Origin of the sequence: Mycolicibacter longobardus, from assembly GCF_002102265.1 — a bacterium.
In the GTDB taxonomy this organism is placed as follows: Bacteria; Actinomycetota; Actinomycetes; order Mycobacteriales; family Mycobacteriaceae; genus Mycobacterium; species Mycobacterium longobardum.
This window is the reverse complement of the sequence record NZ_LQPG01000029.1, coordinates 1-20,695: the sequence shown is the minus strand read 5'-3', so window position 1 is coordinate 20,695 and position 20,695 is coordinate 1. Positions and strand designations below refer to the sequence as shown.

The window sequence follows — 20,695 nt, the reverse complement described above, 5'->3', positions numbered from 1 at the left end:
TGCCCGTGGCGCCACCCCCACCACCCCCGGCCTTGCCGCCACCGATGATCCCCAACCTGGAGATTCCCGGCCTGCCCGGCGGTCCGCCGCTGCTGCGCCCGCCCCGTGGCGGCCGCGGCGACGACGATTGGGGGCGCCGCGGGGGTAAAGGCCGAGGTGGTGGACGTGGTGGTCACGGTGGGGGCCACGGCCGGGGTGGTGGCGGGAACCCCTTCCCGATCCCGATTCCGCGCCTTCCCTTCTAGGTGGGGAAGGAATCGAAAACTGAATATGATGGCTAATAATTCGCCGGCCGTAGTGGAGGAGGTGCGGTGGACATCGTTCTAGGGGTCTCGGCGGCACCGCCGTCGGTACGCATGGTCCTGGTAGAGGGGGATCGCGCCGGGGGCGTCACCGTCGACGAAGACGGGTTCGAAGTGGACGCCACCGGAGCGGCGTTTCCCGACCAGGTGGTGTCGGCCATCCTGGGCACCCAGGAGAGCGCTCGGGAGGGCGGCTACCGGCTGGCATCGACCGGGGTGACCGTCGCCGACCAGGCGCAGGCCGGCCAATTGCGCGACGCCCTGGCCGACCGCCGGGTGGAGAACGTGATGCTGGTCTCGGCGTTCCTGGCGGCGGCCGCGCTGGCGCAGACGGTCGGCGGAGCGATCGGCTACGAGCGGACCGCGTTGATGTTCATCGAGCCCGACGGCGCCACCCTGGCGGTCATCGACTCGGCAGACGGCTCGATCACCGAGGTGCAGCGGGTGGTGCTGCCGTCCGACGACGCGGCTGCGGTCCGTGAGCTGACCAGTCTGGCTGCGGAGGCCGGCCGGTTGCCGTCCCGGCCCGACGGCTTGTTCGTGGTGGGCTCGGGTGTCAACGTCGGCCTGGTCAAGCCCGAGTTGGACGCGGCCAGCCCGATCCCGGTGAGCGTGCCCGAGGAACCGGAGACGGCGCTTGCGCGCGGCGCGGCGCTGGCCAGCGCCCACACTCCGATGTTCGACTCATCGACCTCGGCACTGGCGTGGGCGCGGGATCCCGGCACCGGCATGATCGATCCGGATCTGGTCGCGCTGGGTTACGCCCACCAAACCGACTACGACGCCACCATGGGCGAATATGCGCTGGCCTACAGCGCGGTGCCCGACGACGCCGACAGCGGTTACCTGGCCCTTGCCGAGGCAGACGGCACCTTCACCGAGGACCCGGAAAGCGTGGAGAGCTACGCGCCGAGTTCGGGCCTGCGGCTGTTCGACGAGGTCGCGCCGCCCCCGCGACGACGGCGGCCCTTCCTGCTGGCCGGCAGCGGGCTGGCGGCGTTCTTCGTCGTCGGGGTGTCCAGCTTGGTGGTGGCGCTGGCAGTCAGCATCCGGCCCACAGCCTCTGACCATCCCGCCCCAAGTCAGCACATCGTCGTGCCCACCCAGCAGGCGCCCGCCGCCCCGGCTCCGGTGCCCGAGGCGGCCCCCAAGGCACCTGTTGCGGAGCCCCCGCCTGCCGCCTCGCCCCCGGTCAAGGCCCCCGCGGCCCGGCAAGCGCCGGCGGCTCCCGCGCCGGTGCCCGAGGCTCCCGCCCCGAAGGCTCCTGCCCCGGCGGCTCCGGCTCCGGCGGCTCCGGCTCCGGCGGCACCGGCTCCGATACCCATCCCGGTGCCGATCCAGGTGCCGGCACCGGCGCCGATAGAGATCCCGGCCCCGGCCGCGCCGGCACCCGCTCCGCCGATCAGGCAACCGGAGTTGCCGCCGATCTTGAAACCGCCGAAACAGAGCCCGCCCAAGAACGACACCCCGTCGTGGCTGCCGGGCAACAACAACGGTGGCGGTAGGAAGGGCGGAAATCCGTCTTGGCTACCGGGTAACGACGGTGGCGGCAAGAAGGGCGGCAACCCGTCGCCGTGGCTGCCCGGCGTCGGCACCAACGGCGGTGGCAACAACCCGTGGCTGCCCGGTCTGGGCGGCGGCGGTGGCGGCGGTGGTGGCAGCGGCTCATGGTTCCCCGGCTTCGGTGGCGGAGGCGGCGGCAAGGGCGGCGGCGGCAAGGGCGGCGGCGGTGGCGGCTGGCCCTTCTGAGCCGCTGCAGAATCCACTAGCCTGACGGCGTGGATTACGCCGCAGCACTGATCGATGAGACCCGCGCGTTCGGGGCGTTGATCCGCGCCGGTGACCCCGCGCTGGCGGTCCCGTCCTGCCCGGAGTGGAATCTGACCCAACTGTTCCGCCACGTCGGGCGCGGAAATCGTTGGGCGGCACAGATCGTCGCCGACCGTATGGACGGCCCCCTGGACCCGCGTGACGTCGTCGACGGCAAGCCTCCCGCGGACCCGGACGCGGCCATCGACTGGCTGCACGACGGTGCCCAGCGCGTGCTGGACGCGGTCGCGCAGACTGGGCCGGACACTCCGGTCTGGACGTTTCTGGGGCCGCGGCCGTCCTCGTGGTGGGTGCGCCGCCGGCTGCACGAGGGAGCGGTGCACCGCGCCGACGCCGTGTTGGCGGTCAGCGGCGGGTTGGGTGATTTCAGCCTGTCGTCGGAGCTCGCCGCCGACGGGATAGCTGAGTGGCTCGACCTCGTCGTGCCCCGGCTGGGCAGCACCGGGCACGCACTGCCCCTGGCCGACGGCAACAGCGTGCATCTGCACGCCACCGACGAGGGACTCGGGTCGGTGGGCGAGTGGACGATCAGCCGCCCTGCTGGGACGAGCGAGCTGGTCTGGTCACATGAGCACGGCAAAGGCTCGGTGGCCCTGCGAGGTTCGGCCCGTGACCTTTTGCTGGTGATCATGCGCCGGGTTGCGGTGGCCGACACCGACGTCGCGGTATTCGGTGACGACGCGGTGTGGCAGAACTGGGTCGACCGCACCGCGTTCTGATCGAGCGGTAGTTTTGGCGACCATGAGCACATCGGAGATCGCGACCGTCCTCGCCTGGCACGATGCCCTGGCCGCCGGTGATCTGGACACCCTGGAGCAGCTGTCCAGCGTCGACATCGAGGTGGCCGATGCCGACGGCGCCGGGCAGGGCCATCAGGCGTTGCGGCGGTGGGCCGAGTCGGTGGAGGTCAGCTCCGGAATCGGCCGGATGTATGTGCACGACGGCGTGGTGGTGGCCGAACTGGCGCCCGTGGGAGCCGCCGCCGCCCAGGCGGTGGTCTTCCGGGTGGTGCACGATCACGTCACCGCGGTGTTCCGCCACGACAACCTGGACGACGCCCTGGCCGCCACGGACCTCACTGAGGCCGACCGGGTCGACTGACCTGCGAGGTGATCTAGGCTCGACGGCATGCGCGGGATCATCCTGGCCGGCGGCTCCGGCACCCGCCTGCATCCGATCACCATGGGTGTCAGCAAACAGCTGCTGCCGGTCTACGACAAACCACTGATCTACTACCCGCTGTGCACGCTGATGCTGGCGGGGATCCGCGACATCCAGGTGATCACCACCGGCCATGACGCGCCGGCTTTCCGGCGACTGCTCGGTGACGGCAGCGCGTTCGGCGTCGACATCAGCTACGCGGTCCAGGAGCAGCCCGACGGCCTCGGGCGGGCCTTCGTGATTGGTGCCGACCACATCGGCAGCGAATCGGTCGCGCTGGTGTTGGGGGACAACATCTTCTACGGCGCAGGCCTGGGAACCAGCCTGCGGCGTCACCAATCCGTCTCCGGGGCAGTTATTTTCGCGTACTGGATGGCTGATCCTTCTGCCTACGGTGTCGTCGAGTTCGACGCGGACGCCCGTGCGGTGTCGGTGACCGAGAAACCCGCCGCCCCCAAATCCAACTACGCGATACCCGGCCTGTACTTCTACGACAACGACGTCGTCGAGATCGCCAGGGGCTTAAAGCCCTCCGCGCGCGGCGAATATGAGATCACCGACATCAACCAGACCTACCTCGAGCAGGGCCGGCTGACGGTCGAGACGTTGGCCCGCGGCACCGCATGGCTGGACACCGGGACCTTCGATTCGCTGCTGGACGCCGGCGACTACGTCCGCACCGTCGAGCGCCGCCAGGGACTCAAGATCGGCGTCCCCGAGGAAGTGGCCTGGCGGATGGGGTTCATCGACGACGACGCACTTGCCGCCCGCGGGGAGGCGCTGCGAAAGTCCGGGTACGGCGAATACCTGTTGGGCCTGCTGGATCGACGCTGACTGCCGTCAGCCGGCCAGAACGGCTTCCGTTGCGCGCTGCAGCGATCGCTCGGCGGCCTCTCGGCTGTCGCCCATGCCGACGAACATGTCGATGGTCATCGGGCCCAGGATGCGGGTCAGGGCGCTGCCGTCGCGTTCGAAGGTTCCGACGATCTCCAGCAGCACCACGCCGTGGATCATGCTCCAGATCCGCCCGGCCAGCTCCACGACATCGTCGTCGCGGATCCGCCCGGTGGCGATGATCCGCTGCACCACGGCGACGAGTTGGTCGAATGTCGCTGTCGCTACCGGTATCTCGGGTACGTGGAACTGCTGCGGCGCCGCGAGCCCGAACATCAGCCGGTAGCGTTGCGGGCTGGCCAACGCGAACTGCCGATAGGCGTAGCCCATGACGAAGAAGTCGGCCATCGGGTCGTCGGTCTTGGGTGCCGAGGCCAGCGCCGCACCGAACCGTTCGAACGCGGCGGCGACGATCGCCTCCAACAGACCGTTCATCCCGTCGAAGTGGGTGTAGACGGCCATCGTCGAGGCCCCGATCTCGGCCGCGACCTTGCGGGCCTGCAACGCCTCGGGACCGACGCTGTCCAGCAGTCGGGTGCCGGCCTCGATCAGGCGCTCACGCGGACTCGGATTCACCCTTGCCATGTTGCCATAACAGTGTTATACATGGCGAATAACATCGTTATGGACAGGAGGTGTCCGATGACCAATGCCTACCTGGAGGGCGGATTCGCCCCGATCGCCGACGAGCACACCCTCACCGAACTGGAGGTGACCGGGAACATCCCGGATTACCTGGACGGCCGCTATCTGCGCAACGGGCCCAACCCGGTCGGCGAGATCGACCCCGCCTTCTATCACTGGTTCATCGGTGACGGCATGGTGCACGGGGTGCGGCTGCGCGACGGCAAGGCGCAGTGGTACCGAAACCGCTATGTACGCGGTCCGCAGACCGCGGCGGCACTCGGTGAAAAACCCCCGCGTGGCCGCCACACCGGGGCGTCGGGGATCGGCGCCAACACCAACGTGATCGGCCACGCCGGGCGTACCTACGCGCTGATCGAGGGCGGTATCTCCTGCTACGAGCTGACCGAGGAACTCGACACCGTCGGTGCCTGCGACTTCGACGGCACCCTGCCCGGCGGCTACACCGCGCACCCCAAGCGCGACCCGCAGACCGGTGAGCTGCACGCCGTCTCGTATGCGTTCAACCGCGGCAACATGGTGCAGTACTCGGTGATCGGGACCGACGGCCGGGCGCGACGCACGGTGGACATCGAAGTGACCGGATCGCCGATGATGCACGACTTCTCGCTGACCGAAAACCACGTCGTCTTCTATGACCTGCCGGTGACCTTCGATGCGCGCCAGGTCGCCGAGGGGGCGGCGCCTCCGGGGCTGCGGCTGCCGGTGCGGCTGATCCTGTCCGCGCTGATCGGGCGGGTGCGCGTCCCCGACCCGATCACCGCCCGCCTGCCGATGCCGAAGAGCAGTGTGCGCACCATGCCGTATCGGTGGAACCCGAAATATCCTGCGCGCGTGGGTGTCATGCCCCGCGACGGAGGCAACTCGGACGTTCGCTGGTTCGATGTGGAGCCCTGCTACGTGTTCCACCCGATGAACGCCTACGACGAGGGCAACACCGTGGTGCTCGACGTGGTGCGACACACCAAGATGTTCGACACGGAGATGCGCGGTCCCGGCGAGGGCCCGCCCACCCTGGAGCGCTGGACCGTCGACTTGGCCGACGGCAAGGTTCGCGAGTCCCGCATGGATGACCGTGCCCAGGAGTTTCCGCGTGTCGACGAACGCTTGGTGGGCAAGCGTCACCGATTCGGCTACGCGGTGGGCGTGGGCGGCGGTACGGCCCCGGATGCGACGCTGCTCAAGCACGACCTGATCGGGGAGACGGCGACGACGCGCTCATTCGGGGACGGAAAACAGTTGGGCGAGTTCGTCTTCCAGCCCGCTTCGGCGGATGCTGCCGAAGACGACGGCGTGTTGATGGGCTTCGTCTATGACAGCGCCACCGACACCAGTGAGCTGGCGATCTTGGACGCCGCCACGCTGGAGGACGTCGCCAGCATTCACCTGCCGCACCGCGTGCCTGCGGGTTTTCACGGCAACTGGGTGCCTGCCGGGCAGTAGGGAGGTTCCGTCGTGCACGTCCTCGAAGGAGTCGACATGTTGACCAACGGCCCCCCTGGAGCGACCCCCGATCCCGCGATGCGGATCGGCGATCCGGAACGGGAACGCACCGCCGCCCGCCTCGGGCAGGCATTGGCCCAGGGATACCTCTCGATGGAGGAATACGAGACACGAGTGGGCCGGGCGTTTGAAGCCCAGACCGCCGGTGCGCTCAACCACCTGGTCGACGACCTGCCCGTCGCGCGGATCAGCCGCCAGGACCCGAGCCGTCGTGCCGCCCTGCGCGCCGCCGCCCGCCGCGGTGTGCGGATCCACCTGGGCGTCTACCTGGCCGTGTCCGCGCTGATGATCGGCATCTGGCTGGCGACCGCGGTGTCGGTCGGTGAGTGGTACTTCTGGCCGATCTGGCCCATGCTCGGTTGGGGCATCGGCGTTGTCTCGCACGCGATTCCCGTTGGTGCGTGCGCGGGTAAGGGGCGACGGACTACGGGCGGTAGCTGACCAGGAAGTTGCCCATGCGCTCGATGGCGCTGGACAGGTCGCGGGCCCACGGCAGGGTGACGATGCGCAGATGGTCCGGCGCCGGCCAGTTGAACCCGGTGCCCTGGGTGACCAGGATCTTCTCCTGCAACAGTAGGTCGAGGACCAACTGCTCGTCGTTGTCGATCGGGTAGACCTCGGGGTCAAGTCGGGGGAACGCATACAGGGCACCGCGGGGCTTGACGCAGGAGACGCCCGGAATCTCGTTGAGCTTGGACCAGGCGACGTCGCGCTGTTCGAGCAGCCGGCCGCCCGGCAGGACCAGATCGTCGATGCTCTGATGGCCGCCCAACGCCACCTGAATGGCATGCTGCGCGGGAACATTCGGGCACAGCCGCATGCTCGCCAACAGGTTGATGCCCTCCAGGAAGCTGGTCGCGTGCTCCTTGGGGCCGGTGATCGTCAGCCAGCCGGAGCGGTAGCCGGCCACCCGGTAGGCCTTCGACAGGCCGTTGAAGGTGAGGCACAGCAGATCCGGCGCCAGGGTGGCCAGGTTGATGTGCTCGGCGTCGTCGTAGAGGATCTTGTCGTAGATCTCGTCGGCAAGCAGCAGTAGCTGATGCTTGCGGGCCAATTCGACGATCTGGGTGAGCACCTCGCGGCTGTAGACCGCGCCGGTCGGGTTGTTCGGGTTGATCACCACCAGCGCCTTGGTGCGTTCGGTGATCTTCGATTCCATGTCGGCGATGTCGGGCTGCCAGCCCTGCGTCTCGTCACACAGATAGTGCACCGGGGTGCCGCCGGCCAGTGAGGTCGACGCCGTCCACAGCGGGTAGTCCGGAGCCGGGATCAGCACCTGGTCGCCGTTGTCCAACAGTGCCTGCAGCACCAGCGAGATCAGTTCGGACACCCCGTTGCCCAGATAGACGTCGTCGACGTCGAAGCGGGGGAAGCCCTCGACGAGTTCGTAGCGGGTGACCACCGCGCGCCGCGCCGGCAGGATGCCCTGGGAGTCCGAGTAGCCCTGCGCATAGGGCAGCGCCTGGATCATGTCGCGCATGATCACATCCGGCGCGTCGAATCCGAACGGCGCCGGGTTGCCGATGTTGAGCTTGAGGATGCGGTGCCCCTCGGCCTCCATCCGGGCGGCCTGGGCGTGGATGGGGCCGCGGATCTCATAGAGGACGTCCTGCAGCTTGGTCGACTGCGCGAACGTGCGCTGCCGTGGCTGGCTGCTGGTGGCAGGCCAGGGCATCTGGTGCGGCAACTGATGAGCGGTCACGTCGACAATCGTCCCATAACTGTCCAATGAGAATTTGCCCGAGAAACAAGTTGGGGCCGTATGTGCACCCACACGGCCCCAACTTGTTATCTCAGCGTTTGCCCGGTGGCTTCGCGCCGCGCTGGATGCCCAGCCCCTTCACCGGGGGCTGTTCTTTGGGGGCCTCGGTCGGGGCAGCCTCCGGTGCCGCCTCGGGCTCGGCGGCGGTCGAGGCGGGCTCGGTGGCGGCCGATACCGGTTCGGCGGCCGCAGCTGCCGGTTCCGGGGCCGCCGGCGTTGCCGGAGCAGCCTTCTTGGCGCCGGGCCTGCGGGCGCCCGCCGCCATGCCCAGGCCCTTGACCGGTGCCGCCGGTGCAGCAGCGGGGGGAGCAGGTTCCGCCGGGGCTGCCGGTGCCGCCGGTGCCGCCGGCTCGGCGGCAGCACCCGCTTGCGGGGCGGCTGCTTGCGGGGCCGGAGCCGCCTTCTTGGCACCGGGACGCTTGGCACCGCCGGCGATCCCCAGCCCCTTGACCGGGGCCGCCGGGGCTGCGGGTGCAGCCGGCGCCGCGGCGCTGGCCTCGGCCGCGGGCGCAGCGGCCGGAGCCGTCTTCTTCGCGCCGGGCCGTTTTGCGGCGCCGGCCATCCCCAGCCCCTTGACCGGAACAGCGGCCTTCGCCTCGGCTGCCGGAGCTGTGGCCGGCTTCTCCACCGTCGCAGTGGCCGCAGCGGACGGTGCAGGTGCCTGCTCGACCTTCTTCGGGGCCGCCGTGGCGGCCTGGGCGGCCGCGGTGCCCTTCGCCGGCAAGGTCACCCCGGACAGGTCCAGGGAGTCCAGCAGCAACTGGGCGATGTCGCGCACGTCCACGCCCTCACGGCCGGAGGCCTCGATGCGGTCGTCGATACCGTCGCTGACCATCACCCGGCAGAACGGGCAGCCGGTGGCGATGGTGGTGGCACCGGTGGCCAGCGCCTCGTCGACGCGGTCGTGGTTCACCCGCTTACCGATGTGCTCTTCCATCCACATCCGGGCGCCGCCGGCGCCGCAGCAGAACGAGCGGTCGCGGTTACGCGGCATCTCGACCAGGTTGGCTCCCGACGCCTCGACCAGCTCACGTGGCGGCTCGTAGACCTTGTTGTGCCGACCCAGGAAACACGGGTCGTGGTAGGTGACCTCCCGCGACACCGGAGTGACCGGAATCAGTCGTTTGTCGCGAACCAGCCGGTTGAGCACCTGGGTGTGGTGCAGCACCGTGTACTCGCTGCCCAGCTGAGGGTATTCGCGAGAGATCGTGTTGAAGCAGTGCGGGCAGCTGGCGATGATCTTACGGTCCGGCTTGTCCAGGCCGTCGAACACCTCGTTGAGCATCTCGACGTTCTGCGAGGCCAACTGCTGGAAGAGGAACTCGTTGCCGGCACGCCGGGCCGGGTCACCGGTACAGGTCTCCCCGGTGCCCAGCACCAGGAACTTCACCCCTGCGGCGGCCAGCAGCTCGGCCGTCGCCTTGGTGGTCTTCTTGGCGCGGTCCTCGTAGGCGCCCGCGCAGCCCACCCAGAACAGGTACTCGAACCCGTCGAAGCTCTCGACGTCCTGGCCGTAGACCGGGATGTCGAAGTTGAGCTCGTCGATCCAGGCGGTGCGCTCGCTGGCGTTCTGCCCCCATGGGTTGCCCTTGTTCTCCAGGTTCTTGAACAGGACCGCCAGCTCGGACGGGAACTCCGACTCCACCAGCACCTGGTAGCGGCGCATGTCCAGGATGTGGTCGATGTGTTCGATGTCCACCGGGCACTGCTCGACGCAGGCGCCGCAGTTGGTGCACGACCACAGCACGTCGGGGTCGATCACGCCGCCTTCTTCGGCGGTGCCGACCAGCGGCCGGACTGCCTGCGCCGGGCCGGAGCCGCCGATGCGCTCGAAGCCCTTCTCCGGCACATGGTGGCCCGGGGCCGGCGCGGCATCGGCCAGGTCGACCTCGCCGGTCGGCATCGGCTTCTCACCCAGTAGGTAGGGCGCCTTGGCCATCCAGTGGTCGCGCAGGTCCATGATCAGCAGCTTGGGGCTCAACGGCTTGCCGGTGTTCCACGCCGGGCACTGCGACTGACAGCGGCCACACTCGGTACAGGTGGCGAAGTCGAGCATGCCTTTCCAGGAGAAGTCCTCGATCTTGCCGCGGCCGAACACCGCGTCCTCCGGCGGGTCGTCGAAGTCCAGAGGCTCGCCCTGGTACTCGATCGGCAGCAGCGGGCCCAGGCCGTTGGGCAGACGCTTGAAGGTGACGTTGATCGGGGCCAGGAAGATGTGCAGGTGCTTGGAGTGCAGCACGATCAGCAGGAAGCCCAGCGCCACGGCAACGTGCAGCAGCAGTGCGGTGGTCTCGATGATCTCGTTGGCCGTCAGCCCCAGCGGCGCCATGAGCTTGCCCATGAGGTGCGACAGGTAGGCGCCCTTGCCGTAGGGCAGGGTGCCGGTGTTGACCGCGGCCCCGCGCAGCAGCAGGAACGTCCAGACCACGTTGAGGATCATCACGAGGATCAGCCAGGCACCGCCGTTGTGCGAGCCGTAGAACCGGGAGGCCCGGCCGATCTCGCGCGGGTTGCGGACGATGCGGATGATCATGAACACGAAGATGGACAGGGTGACCGCGGTGATGAAGAAGTCCTGCATGAAGCCCAGGACGTCCCAGCGGCCGACGATCGGTATGGCGAAGTGCGGGTTGAACATCTGGCCGTAGGCCTCGACGTACACCGTGATCAGGACGAAGAACGCCCACATGGTGAAGAAGTGCGCGATGCCCGGGATCGACCATTTCAGCAGCTTGGCCTGGCCGGCGACCTCGCGGATCTGCGTCCAGACCCGGTCCTTGATATCTGAGGTCCGCTCGGCGCCGACCTTCTGACCGGACATGACCAGCCGGAAGAGCCAGAGCACCCGGCGCGCGGCCAGCAGGCCGACGAGTGCGGTCCCCGACAGGCCGACGACCAGCCTGATCAGCATCTGGGTGTTTTCGGTCACGGAGAGCCTCTCCCATCCACAAGTTACCGGTCGGTAACTTAGTTGTGGTTACTGACGGGTAACTTACGCCAACCTTGCGCAGCACCTGTTAAAGCCCTGCTCGGTGCTCGCTCATAGTGCCACCCCGGACCCGTCCAGCGCGACGAAGGATGACCTAACTGTGTCGGTCGGCGATCGTCCGGACGGGCCTTCACGCCCCTGGGACCGCCGTCGGCTCTCAGGGCCAGGGGGGTAGTGGGATGACGATTTCCGGCGGCCGCGGGGCCGTCGTGGTGGTGACGGAACCCGTCGTGGTGCTCGGTGCTGTCGTGCTGCTCGGGGGTTCGGTGGTGGTCGGCGGTTCGGTGGTGCTCGCCGTGGTGGTCGGGGACTCGGTGGTGGTGGGCGGTGCTGTTGTCGACGGCTCAGGTGTGGTGGCCGGTGGCGGGTTCTCGTCGGTCGGGGTGTTCGGGGCGACCGGCTGCGGGCTCGGGGGTATCGACTCGTCGGTGGGCGCCACCGTGGTGGACGAGGTGGTCGACGGCGCAGTGGAGCCGGAATCCTGGTGTACCAGCCGGACCATGCCCCAGACCAGCAGCGCGATCAGCAGCGCCGTCAGCACACCCAAGCCGATCAGTGCGACAGGCCGCAGATACCAGGGGGTCGGTGGCGGGGGTTCGGACCAGCGGGGCTGCTGCCCGGTGGGCTCGCGGTACTCGCTGTAGTAGCCCGGTTCGTCGTAGCCGCTGGCCCGGCCGTACTCATAGTCGGCCATCTGGGTCGGGTCGTTGTTCGGGTCGTCCGGCGTTCGTCCCACGCGCACCCATGGTAGGCGCCGCGCCTGACGAGAAGCCGCGACGCGACCTGACGAGTAGCTGTGCCGGCTACCTGCGCGAGAGGCCCGGCGCAGACCCGTCAGGCGGCAGAACGGCGTCGTGCGACAAGCTCGAACGCGGCGCGCCAGCCGAGCAGGAACACGGCGGTCACCGTCGATGCGACCACGACGAAAGACCACGCCACACCTGCGGATGTGGCTTGACGCAGGAGCATTCCGACCAACACCGTCGATATCCAGACGGTCACCCCGGTGGGAACCAGGGCGGTGGGCCTGCGCCAGCCGCGGGACAGCAGCCAGCCCAGCACCGTGCCGCTCAGAAACGGCCAGGCTGTGGTGGCCAATCCGCTGAGATCGACACCCTCGGCGTGACTGCGCCGGCCGAGGGCGCAGAAGATCAGCACGGCCACCACATCAAGGCCGAGCCAGGCCGGCTGCCGCGGCGATTGCATGCGGCGAGCGTACCGGCGTTTACCGGTGCGGCGGCAGGGTGATCACCGTCGGCAGCTCGGGGACCCTGGGCACCGGCGGGATGGTGATCACCGACGGCAGTGACGGTAGGCGCGGGCGGTGGCGGTGCGGCGGCTCACTGGGTGCGGGTGCCTGCCGGGGCGGCGCCTGCTGCGTCGGCGCCTGCCGGGGTGGGGCCGCCGGCGGCGCGGTGGTGCCGGGCGCGCTCTCGGACGAGCTGGTGGCGCTGGTCGTGCTCTCCGACGGGCTCGCCGTGCTGGTGGAGCTGGTGGTGCTCGACGAGCTGGATCCCGGCGTGGTGCTGCCGCCGCCGGGCCCTCGGCTGGTCAACTGGACAATTCCCCAGATCACCAGCCCGAGCATCACCGCGATGAGCCCGAACCAGGCGATGAGCACCGAGCGCCGGCGAAACCACGGGGTCGGTGACATCGCGGCGACGTTGGGGTCGGTGGTGGGTTCCTCGTCGAACGGGTTGTAGGCGGCGTACTGGGTCGGGGCGTTGCCCGGGTTGTAGCCGGTGTCCCCCGGGTTGCGGCCCGGGTGGGCGGAGCCCAACGGGGCCGGCGGAGGTCCGGGTGGTTGGGGTCCGCGCTGGCCGTACGGGGTTGATCGGGTTGGGTGGTCGCCGGGTTTGCCGGGACCATCTGAAGATCCGAAGCGCGCCATTTCATCGATCGTAATGGAAAGCGGCGACCGGCGACCGGGGCGAAGTCAGAACGTGTCGACGTTGTCGATGCTGACGAACATGCCGTGGCCGGTCCGGTCATTGGTGAACCGCGTGCCGTCGATATCGGCCTTGATCGTCCAGCCCTGAGCCTGGTAGGTCAGGTAGTCGATGGTGACTACCGGGATGTCACCCAGGTTGCCCAGAACCCACTCCACGGTCCCGTCGGAACTGACACTGACGCCGTTGGCGTGCTGACCGTCCTTGAGCGGAGTGTTGGTGAACTCTGCCTCGCAGTCGACCTGCCGCGACGAGATCTGACAGCGGGTCCGGCCGGATTTCGTCTCGATGAAGACGTAACCGTTCTCATCGGGTGGCAGCGGTATGGCGTCGGACGGCTGGTTGGGGGTAGTGGACGTCGGCGGTTTGGTCGGGGTCGGCGCGCTCGGCGGCGCGGTGCTGGATCGGGGAGGCCGGAACGACGGCTCCGCGGGCCCACCGCCCGGCGCTGCGGTGGGGTTGCCGTCGACGGTGGTGCTGCAGCCCGCCAGCAGTAGCGTGGCCGCCAGCGTCAACCGCCCGAGCGCCCTGCGCTTCGTCTGGCCTGGTATCCGCACGCATCCCCCACTGAACATAGATTGCGGTCCAGCGTACGCATCCTGTGACGTGAGTGGCTGCAGTGACGCGCGGGTTGTAGCGGCGGGGTGTGCACGCCCGGTGCCGGTTACGAAAGATCGCGGAACGCCAATGCCACGCCGGCGATCCCGGTGACCGCTGCGAGCGCGTATCCCACCAGCGACCACCAACCGGCGTGCTGGGCGGCGGTGACGGCCACGATCGCGATGGCGCAGAAGACCAACGCCATTCCATACAACGGGGGCTTGGCTGCATAACGGTTGCGGGCCATGCTTCTTCGGGCTTTCTACTCGCTACTCGTCAGGGTCCGACCGCGCGGCCACCGTGGGCGGCTGCTCGGGGGTCTCAGGGGCCAGCGCGGCCTCGGCCTGCACCCGCCCGCGCACCAGGTACCAGCCGATCATCAGGGCCGGCGCGCCGATCAGCACCGCGGCTCGAATCCACGTGCCGTATTCGGGGTCGAACATCATCAGCACCAGGACCGCAGCCAAAAAGGCCAGGGTGGCGTACCCGCTGTAGGGGGCCAACGGCATCTGGAAGCTCGGCCGTTGCAGGTCACCGCTCTTGGTCAGCGCGAAGAACCGCAGCTGGCAGGCGACGATCGTCGCCCACGCCGTCACCACACCCAAGGCGGCGATGTTGAGCACGATTTCGAAGGCATGCTCCGGGACCACGGCGTTCAGCCCGACGCCGAGCAGGCCGATCGCGCCGGTCAGCAGGATGCCGCCGTAGGGCACACCGTTACTGGACAGCGGGGCGGTGAACTTCGGCCCGCTGCCGTTGACCGCCATCGATCGCAGAATTCGCCCGGTGGAGTACAGCCCGGCGTTGAGGCTGGAAAACGCCGCGGTGAGCACCACCAGGTTCATCAGGCTGCCTGCGCCGGTGAAGCCGATCTTGGCGAAGAATGTGACGAACGGGCTCTCGCCATGCTTATAGGCGGTGTAGGGCAGCAACAGTGCCAGCAGCACCACCGAGCCGACGTAGAAGATCGCGATGCGGGCCACCACCGAGTTGATCGCCCGCGGCATGATCTTCTCCGGCTCGGCGGTCTCGCCGGCCGCGGTGCCGACCAGTTCGACCGCGGCGTAGGAGAACACCACGCCGGAGGTCACCAGAACCAGTGGAAGCAGACCCGTCGGCAGGAACCCGCCGTTGTCGCTCCACAGGTGCAGGCCGGTGGACTGGCCGTCGACCGGAAAGCGCCCGCCCAAAAAGACGGTCCCGACGACCAGGAAGGTCATCAGGGCCACCACCTTGATCAGCGCGGCCCAGAACTCCAGCTCGCCGAAGAGCTTCACCGAGATCAGGTTCATCGACACCACCGCCACCAGCGCGACCAGCGCCAGCGTCCACTGCGGAACGACGTGGAACACGCCCCAGTAATGGAAGTACGTCGCGATCGCGGTGGTGTCGACGATGCCGGTCATCGACCAGTTCACGAAATACAGCCACCCGGTGACGAAAGCCGTTTTCTCGCCGAAGAATTCGCGGGCATACGACACGAACGATCCCGACGTGGGGCGGTGCAGTACCAGTTCGCCGAGCGCCCGCAGGATGAAGAACACGAAGACGCCGCAGATCCCGTAGACCAGAAACAGGGCGGGGCCGGCCTCGTGCAGGCGCCGGCCGGCGCCCAGGAACAGCCCGGTGCCGATCGCTCCGCCGATCGCGATCATCTGAACCTGGCGAGGGTGCAGATCCTTGTGGTAACCAACGTCTTCGCGGGCCAACACAGCCGGGGAGGCCAGGTGGGGGTCGGGGGAATGTGACATCGCAGCGAGGGTAACGCACCGGGGTCAGCGCGCAGCCCGGCTTCGCCGGACGGTACCGCGCTTAGTCCGACTGGACTAAGCGCGGTACGCTGGCCGGGTGTCGCCAACGGTCAACATCCACGATGCGAAGACGCATTTGTCCAGCCTGCTGGCCCGGGTCGAGAACGGTGAGACGATCACCATCGCGCGGGCGGGCAAGCCGGTCGCCGATCTCGTCCCACACACCCGCGTCGATATCGCCTTTGGTGTTGCGGCCGGTCGACTCGGCTATGACGACGAGCACTTCGACGACGTCGACCCCGCGATCAACACCCTGTTCGGAATCGGATGACAGGTCTCCTGCTGGACACCCATGTGGTCATCTGGCTGCTCGACGACAGCCCGCGACTGGGACAACAGGCACGCGAGCGGGTCGCCGCGGGCGGGACGGTCTTCGTCTCCGCTGCGAGCATCTGGGAGATGTCCATCAAAGCGACCCTCGGAAAGCTCACCCTTCCCGCCGACCTCGATGAAGCGATCGATCGGTCCGGGCTGCGTGACCTGCCGGTCACCCGACGCCATGCGCTGGCATCCGATCTCGTTGTGCTGCCGCACCGGGACCCGTTCGACGCGATACTGATGGCTCAGGCCACGGTGGAGCGGCTGACCCTGCTCACGGCTGATGCAAAACTCCTGGATGCCCTACCCGACGCCGTAGATGCGGCGCGCTGACGCGGGCTACCGTTGCGGTTATGGGCGATCGACCAGCGCGAGTCGGCGACGTGCATGAGATCGCCGCGTCGATGCCCCACGTCACCAGAGTCGAAGGGCCGAAAGGTAATCCGATCTATCAGGTGGGCGGCAAGTCGTTCGTGTTCTTCCGCACCCCGCGACCCGACGCCAAGGACCCCGTCACGGGCGAGCCCTACCCCGACGTCATCATCATCTGGGTCGAGTCCGACGCCGACAAGCTCGCCCTCACCCAAGACCCGGCCACGCCGTTCTTCACCACCGACCATTTCAACGGTCATCTGTCCGTCCTGGTTCGGGAGGCCGATCTGAACGCCATCACCAGAACCGAACTCGCCGAAGTGATTCAGGACGCCTGGCTGTCCCGAGCCTCGAACAGACGGAGGGCGGCTTGGTTGGCCACGCACTACACCGACGGTTCGGTGTCATGAGCAAGCGCATCGGCGTCGTCGGAGCCGGCATCGCCGGGTCGGCGACCGCGGTCGGGCTGCAGCGACGCGGTCACGATGTCACGGTCGTCGAACAGCGGACCGACACCTCGTCGGGTGCTGGGATCAGCATCTGGCCCAATGCCCTGGCCGCCCTGGACCAGCTCGGGCTGGGGGATGCGGTCCGTACGGCGGGTGGCCGGATCACCGCCGGTGCGGCGCGCTGGCACAACGGGTCGTGGCTGCGCCGGCCCGCTGCCGAACGGATGGTCAGGGCGCTGGGTGAACCGCTCGTGGTGGTGCAGCGCTCGGTACTGCGCGACATCCTCACCGCGGCATTGGCGGTGGGCACCGTCGAGCACGGGCTGGCCGCCACCGAGGTCGAGGTGGCCGGCGAGGTCGTACGACTCCGGCTCTCGGATGGCTCGGTACGCACCCTCGATGCCGTCGTCGCCGCGGACGGCACGAACTCGGTGGTGGCCCGTCAGCTCAATGGCCCGCTGCGCCAGCGCTACGTCGGCTACACCGCATGGCGCGGAATCGCGACTTATGGGATGGATCCGGACCTGGCCGGGGAGACGCTGGGACCCGGAGTGGAAGCCGGCCACGTCCCGATGGGACCGGACCTGACCTATTGGTTCGCCACCGAGCGGGCGCCCGAGGGGCAGCGAGCGCACGAGGGAGAGCGGGCCTATCTCCAGGCCAAGTTAGCCCACTGGTGTGAGCCGCTCCCGAGCATTCTTGCCGCGACCGCGCCCGGTGACGTGTTGCGGGACGACCTCTACGACCGCGGCCCCGCCCGGCACTGGGCTCGCGGCCCCATCGTGCTGGTCGGGGACGCGGCCCATCCGATGCGCCCGCATCTGGGCCAGGGTGGCTGCCAGGGCTTGGAAGACGCCGCCATTCTGGCCGCGTTCGTCGACCGGGCGCCGGACCTGGCCACCGCTTTCGCCCGGTTCGCCGCCTTCCGCCGGCCACGAGTGACACCGCTGGTGCGGGAGTCGGCGCTGCTCGGCAAGGCCGTCAACGTGCGGCCCGGTTTCCTCAGCGCCGCCGTCAGCCGTGCCACTGCGCTGGTTCCGGAAGCACTGCTGATGAGGCATATGGCATCGGTTGCCGGGCGGTCGGCATTTGTGCTGCCGCCGGGCGGCAACGCCGCATGAGCACTCTCAATCGCACGACTCAGGTGGCGAGCCGTGCGATCCCCGGAACGAGATAGCGCGCGATGAACGCGCGCATACCGCCGTCGTCGTGCAGGGGAATGGGGCCGCCCGGTGCAAGGATCAGCGATACACCCAGGCGCACGGTTGATTCCGCGACCATGGCCGCGTCCTCATCGCTCAACGGTCCGCCTCCGCTGGAGCCCAGCCAGCCGGTCACTGAGTGCCGCATGAGCGCGATCGCGCTCATCTCCTCGGCCGTGACTGTTCCCAGAAACAATTCGGGCTCCGTCTTCATCAGTTTCACGAAGAGAGGATGGTCGCGGATCTCCTTCACGGATGCGAAAATGGCTTCGGTGAGCCCGTTTTCGAGGTCCCGGGCGCCGGTGAACGCCAGCCGGACCTTCTCGGCCGTCTGTTCCAAGACCCGTAGCAGAACGAGTTGCGCCAGGCGCTCCTTGCTTTCGAAGCGCCGGAAGACCGTTATCCGGCCCACTCTCGCCTCGCGGGCGATGTTGTCCATCGAGGTACGCCGGACCCCGACCTCCTGGAAGCACGTCAGCGCCGCTTGAAGGATCCGCTCGCTCAGTTCGTCTGCGGAGCCGTTCGGCACCAGCCCATGATAGGAGTCATGCGGGGTCGAGGACAACACGCCCGCCGTGCCTTGGCACCAGCGAAACATTCATCCGCACTGGGGGTTCGACCGGTGTGGTCGCGACGCGAAAGCGGGCGTGGCGCAGGATTGTTCGCAGGATTACGCGGAGTTCGAACAGCGCGAAGGGGGCGCCCAGGCAGTAGCGGCTACCGCCGCCGAAGGGGATCCATTCGGAGGCCTTGGGGCGAACGCCGAGGAAGCGCTCGGGCAGAAACTTGTCCGGCTCCGGGTAGAGGTCCTCACGGTGGTGCACGGCGTAGGTGAACGGCATGATGATTCGACCCGGTTCCAGCTCCACTCCGTCGTCGAATGCGAATGGCTCGACGACGTAGCGCGCGTTGAACATCACCGGCGGATGCATCCGCAGCACTTCATGGATTGTGGCGTCGATCCACTCCGGATCGTCGCCTTGCGCGGACTCGGTCAGTGCGTCGAGCAGCTCGGGCACGCGGGTGATCTCATTGCCGAGCCAGGACAGCGCTTGGCTTGTGGTCTCGTAACCGGCGATCAGCAGACTTGCGACCTGTTCGCGCACCATGATGTCGGGCATCGGATTGCTGTCGTCGTCACGGACACCGAGCAAGATGCCCAATACGTCGTCACGCTCGACGTTGCCGGTGCGCCGGCGCTCGTCGATCTCCTCCTGCACCAGAGCCTCGACCGCCAGCCGCGCGTTCGTGATCGAGTTGTAGTTTCCGGTCCACTTACCGCCGCGGGCTGTGGCCCAAGCGGTTTGGATGGCAAGCCGTGTGGTGCGGATCGAGTCGAGCCACGCGATCGCCGCCTTGCGCACACGACGGGAGCGCTGCGGGTCCGTTACGCCGAACATCACTTCGGCCACGATATCGAGCGCGATCGGGCCGGAGCCGTCCCGGAAGCTGATCTCCTGGCCCATTGGCCACGTTGCGAGTGCCTTCTCGGTCAGGCGCACCATGGCTTCTTCGTAGGTCTTCAGCGCCCTGCCGTGGAACGGCGGGCTGACATAGCGCCGGTTCGTGGTGTGCCGGCTGCCTTCCATGCTGATCAGGGTGTATTCGCCAAAGATCGCATGATGCGGCACGAAGCGGTCCATCGCCGGTGTCAGCTGCAGCACCGAGTTGCTCGCCTTGAACACCTGTCTGACGTCGTCGGGATGTGTGACGCAGAAGGCGTCGACGGCGCCCGGCAGGTTGAACAGGAAACGGTCACCGAGCCTGGTGGTGCGGGCGAAGAACCGCTCCGGCGCAAACCAGTACTCCGCAGCGTAGGCGATCGAAGAAATGCGCATCAGAACCCCGATTCCAGAGTTGATATGATGATACTGTACTGATATTACAGTATCATCTAATCCCGATGCGCACACGGGAGTCGCCCCCGTTCCGGTGTGGGAACTCGGCGAACGTGTCGGGTTTGACGGCGCGCGGCCTGGGGTTTCCGGACAGCGTGTCGGATGCGGATTCGCACTGAGGTGTCGGAATCCACGCCCGCATCGCCTGTGGCTGGTGGGTTCTTTGGCGGTGAAAATCCTCCAAATGGGGTAGGCGTTACTGCTTTTGCCGGACTTATCTTTAACCAAAGTCAAGCCTGTGAGCCTCTTTAACCGAAGTTGAGCCCGCGGGCCGGTGCGGAGGTTGAGGGTGATGACTGTTCGGCGCGGTATCAAGAGGGACTTTGGGTCACCCAACCCTGGGACGGGTCGTCGTGTGGTGGGTGCGGCGTCTGCGGTGGGGGCGTTTCTGGCGTTCGGGATGGCGCCGTTGGCCACCGTCCCGCCGGCGGGGGCCGAGGTGTTCGACGTCGACTGGATGCTCGACTTGTTGGGTCCGGATCTGGGTGATGCCGTGCTGAACCTGGGCGACGTCTCGGCTTGGGAGACCTTGGGTGATCCGGGTGCCTGGGATGCGTTCTTCGCCAACTTGGTTGATCCGGTCACCTGGGCGCTGCCGGGTGCCGGGGCCGTCACGTTGGCCGCCGATTCTGCTGCGGCGGGTTTCTTCAATGACTGGGTCTATCAGCCGATGTGGATGTTGCAGCAGGCCTGGATCAATGATCCGTTCGGGGCGTTCGTCAACGCCAATCTGATCAATCCGATCGGGCAGGTGTTGTTCGGTCAGGATCTGATCGGCAACGGCGCTGACGGTATCGACGGCGGCACGCTGGCGCAGGCCGCCGGCGGTGCCGGCGGGTTGTGGTTCGGCGACGGCGGTGACGGTGGCACGGCTGCTGATGGCACAGGTGGGGCGGGTGGTGATGCCCATGGTTGGTTTGGCAATGGTGGTGCCGGCGGGGTGGGTGCCGACGGTGGAGCCGGTGGGGCCGGCGGCCTGGGTGCGACGCTCATGGGCATCGGCGGGTCAG

The 20,695-nt window shown here is 68.0% G+C and carries 22 protein-coding genes and 1 pseudogene; 14 read left to right on the top strand and 9 right to left on the bottom strand.

From position 1 onward, the window contains the following. From AWC16_RS24695 to rfbA, 5 genes and pseudogenes are all read left to right on the top strand, one after another. Nucleotides 1–245: pseudogene (locus AWC16_RS24695) on the top strand (hypothetical protein); the annotation flags it as partial. A gap of 66 nt (nucleotides 246–311) precedes the next feature. Continuing rightward, nucleotides 312–2,051, top strand: a complete 1,740-nt coding sequence (locus tag AWC16_RS25195; RefSeq protein ID WP_234812302.1) for a DUF7159 family protein — start codon at nucleotides 312–314, stop codon at nucleotides 2,049–2,051. A 29-nt stretch (nucleotides 2,052–2,080) separates the two neighbouring features. Then, nucleotides 2,081–2,851 (top strand): maleylpyruvate isomerase N-terminal domain-containing protein, encoded by a 771-nt coding sequence (locus tag AWC16_RS16040; RefSeq protein ID WP_085265749.1) that lies wholly within the window; start codon nucleotides 2,081–2,083, stop codon nucleotides 2,849–2,851. A 22-nt stretch (nucleotides 2,852–2,873) separates the two neighbouring features. After that, nucleotides 2,874–3,233 carry a hypothetical protein gene (locus tag AWC16_RS16035; RefSeq protein ID WP_085265748.1) on the top strand — a complete coding sequence of 120 codons (360 nt, stop codon included), beginning with the start codon at nucleotides 2,874–2,876 and terminating at the stop codon, nucleotides 3,231–3,233. Nucleotides 3,234–3,260: 27 nt separating this feature from the next. Then, the gene (gene rfbA / locus AWC16_RS16030) at nucleotides 3,261–4,127 is read left to right on the top strand and encodes a glucose-1-phosphate thymidylyltransferase RfbA (protein WP_085265747.1); all 867 of its coding nucleotides are present in this window, start codon (nucleotides 3,261–3,263) and stop codon (nucleotides 4,125–4,127) included. Nucleotides 4,128–4,133: 6 nt separating this feature from the next. On the opposite strand, the gene AWC16_RS16025 is transcribed toward rfbA, so the two are convergent. Further along, on the bottom strand, nucleotides 4,134–4,763 hold the full coding sequence (locus AWC16_RS16025; RefSeq protein WP_109561452.1) for a TetR/AcrR family transcriptional regulator: 630 nt from the start codon (nucleotides 4,761–4,763) through the stop codon (nucleotides 4,134–4,136). A gap of 66 nt (nucleotides 4,764–4,829) precedes the next feature. Between AWC16_RS16025 and AWC16_RS16020 the strand changes: the two genes are divergently transcribed. Then, nucleotides 4,830–6,275, top strand: a complete 1,446-nt coding sequence (locus tag AWC16_RS16020; protein WP_085265745.1) for a carotenoid oxygenase family protein — start codon at nucleotides 4,830–4,832, stop codon at nucleotides 6,273–6,275. A 36-nt stretch (nucleotides 6,276–6,311) separates the two neighbouring features. After that, nucleotides 6,312–6,776: a DUF1707 domain-containing protein gene (locus AWC16_RS16015; protein WP_085265744.1), complete on the top strand. Its 465-nt coding sequence runs from the start codon at nucleotides 6,312–6,314 to the stop codon at nucleotides 6,774–6,776. Here AWC16_RS16015 and AWC16_RS16010 read toward each other — a convergent pair. Both AWC16_RS16010 and AWC16_RS16005 read right to left on the bottom strand, forming a co-directional pair. After that, entirely contained in the window at nucleotides 6,760–8,064 is a 1,305-nt protein-coding gene (locus AWC16_RS16010) for a pyridoxal phosphate-dependent aminotransferase (protein ID WP_085265743.1), read from the bottom strand. The two genes, AWC16_RS16015 and AWC16_RS16010, sit on opposite strands and share 17 nt — an antisense overlap. Nucleotides 8,065–8,128: 64 nt before the next feature. Then, complete coding sequence (locus AWC16_RS16005; protein WP_085265751.1) at nucleotides 8,129–11,008, bottom strand: (Fe-S)-binding protein; 2,880 nt, start codon at nucleotides 11,006–11,008, stop codon at nucleotides 8,129–8,131. 257 nt (nucleotides 11,009–11,265) lie between these two features. On the opposite strand from AWC16_RS16005, the gene AWC16_RS24410 reads away from it, so the two are divergent. Further along, a complete protein-coding gene (locus AWC16_RS24410) occupies nucleotides 11,266–11,730 on the top strand; it encodes a hypothetical protein (RefSeq protein WP_165759244.1) in 465 nt (154 codons plus the stop codon). Nucleotides 11,731–11,920: 190 nt separating this feature from the next. On the opposite strand, the gene AWC16_RS15995 is transcribed toward AWC16_RS24410, so the two are convergent. Beyond that, nucleotides 11,921–12,292, bottom strand: coding sequence for a DUF3054 domain-containing protein (locus tag AWC16_RS15995; RefSeq protein ID WP_085265741.1), 372 nt, complete (start codon nucleotides 12,290–12,292; stop codon nucleotides 11,921–11,923). A gap of 38 nt (nucleotides 12,293–12,330) precedes the next feature. Between AWC16_RS15995 and AWC16_RS15990 the strand changes: the two genes are divergently transcribed. Next, nucleotides 12,331–12,789 (top strand): hypothetical protein, encoded by a 459-nt coding sequence (locus AWC16_RS15990; RefSeq protein WP_085265740.1) that lies wholly within the window; start codon nucleotides 12,331–12,333, stop codon nucleotides 12,787–12,789. A gap of 233 nt (nucleotides 12,790–13,022) precedes the next feature. On the opposite strand, the gene AWC16_RS15985 is transcribed toward AWC16_RS15990, so the two are convergent. From AWC16_RS15985 to AWC16_RS15975, 3 genes are all read right to left on the bottom strand, one after another. Then, nucleotides 13,023–13,592 carry a hypothetical protein gene (locus AWC16_RS15985; RefSeq protein WP_085265739.1) on the bottom strand — a complete coding sequence of 190 codons (570 nt, stop codon included), beginning with the start codon at nucleotides 13,590–13,592 and terminating at the stop codon, nucleotides 13,023–13,025. Between the two features lie 107 nt (nucleotides 13,593–13,699). After that, the gene (locus tag AWC16_RS15980; protein WP_085265738.1) at nucleotides 13,700–13,882 is read right to left on the bottom strand and encodes a hypothetical protein; all 183 of its coding nucleotides are present in this window, start codon (nucleotides 13,880–13,882) and stop codon (nucleotides 13,700–13,702) included. Nucleotides 13,883–13,904: 22 nt separating this feature from the next. Continuing rightward, nucleotides 13,905–15,386: an amino acid permease gene (locus AWC16_RS15975; RefSeq protein WP_085265737.1), complete on the bottom strand. Its 1,482-nt coding sequence runs from the start codon at nucleotides 15,384–15,386 to the stop codon at nucleotides 13,905–13,907. Nucleotides 15,387–15,483: 97 nt separating this feature from the next. On the opposite strand from AWC16_RS15975, the gene AWC16_RS15970 reads away from it, so the two are divergent. From AWC16_RS15970 to AWC16_RS15955, 4 genes are read left to right on the top strand one after another with little or no spacing between them, the layout of a single operon-like run. Then, on the top strand, nucleotides 15,484–15,717 hold the full coding sequence (locus AWC16_RS15970; protein ID WP_085265736.1) for a type II toxin-antitoxin system Phd/YefM family antitoxin: 234 nt from the start codon (nucleotides 15,484–15,486) through the stop codon (nucleotides 15,715–15,717). After that, nucleotides 15,714–16,097, top strand: a complete 384-nt coding sequence (locus AWC16_RS15965) for a type II toxin-antitoxin system VapC family toxin (RefSeq protein WP_085265735.1) — start codon at nucleotides 15,714–15,716, stop codon at nucleotides 16,095–16,097. The genes AWC16_RS15970 and AWC16_RS15965 overlap by 4 nt, the downstream gene beginning before the upstream one ends. Before the next feature lie 20 nt (nucleotides 16,098–16,117). After that, nucleotides 16,118–16,546 (top strand): MmcQ/YjbR family DNA-binding protein, encoded by a 429-nt coding sequence (locus AWC16_RS15960; RefSeq protein WP_085265734.1) that lies wholly within the window; start codon nucleotides 16,118–16,120, stop codon nucleotides 16,544–16,546. Beyond that, nucleotides 16,543–17,706 (top strand): FAD-dependent oxidoreductase, encoded by a 1,164-nt coding sequence (locus AWC16_RS15955; protein WP_085265733.1) that lies wholly within the window; start codon nucleotides 16,543–16,545, stop codon nucleotides 17,704–17,706. The genes AWC16_RS15960 and AWC16_RS15955 overlap by 4 nt, the downstream gene beginning before the upstream one ends. 19 nt (nucleotides 17,707–17,725) lie before the next feature. Here the strand turns inward: AWC16_RS15955 and AWC16_RS15950 are convergent, their stop codons facing one another. Continuing rightward, the gene (locus AWC16_RS15950) at nucleotides 17,726–18,316 is read right to left on the bottom strand and encodes a TetR/AcrR family transcriptional regulator (protein WP_165759243.1); all 591 of its coding nucleotides are present in this window, start codon (nucleotides 18,314–18,316) and stop codon (nucleotides 17,726–17,728) included. Between the two features lie 16 nt (nucleotides 18,317–18,332). Further along, nucleotides 18,333–19,625: a cytochrome P450 gene (locus tag AWC16_RS15945; RefSeq protein ID WP_085265731.1), complete on the bottom strand. Its 1,293-nt coding sequence runs from the start codon at nucleotides 19,623–19,625 to the stop codon at nucleotides 18,333–18,335. Between the two features lie 418 nt (nucleotides 19,626–20,043). Between AWC16_RS15945 and AWC16_RS15940 the strand changes: the two genes are divergently transcribed. After that, the coding region (locus tag AWC16_RS15940; protein ID WP_337339702.1) for a PGRS repeat-containing protein at nucleotides 20,044–20,695 on the top strand (652 nt) is incomplete at its 3' end.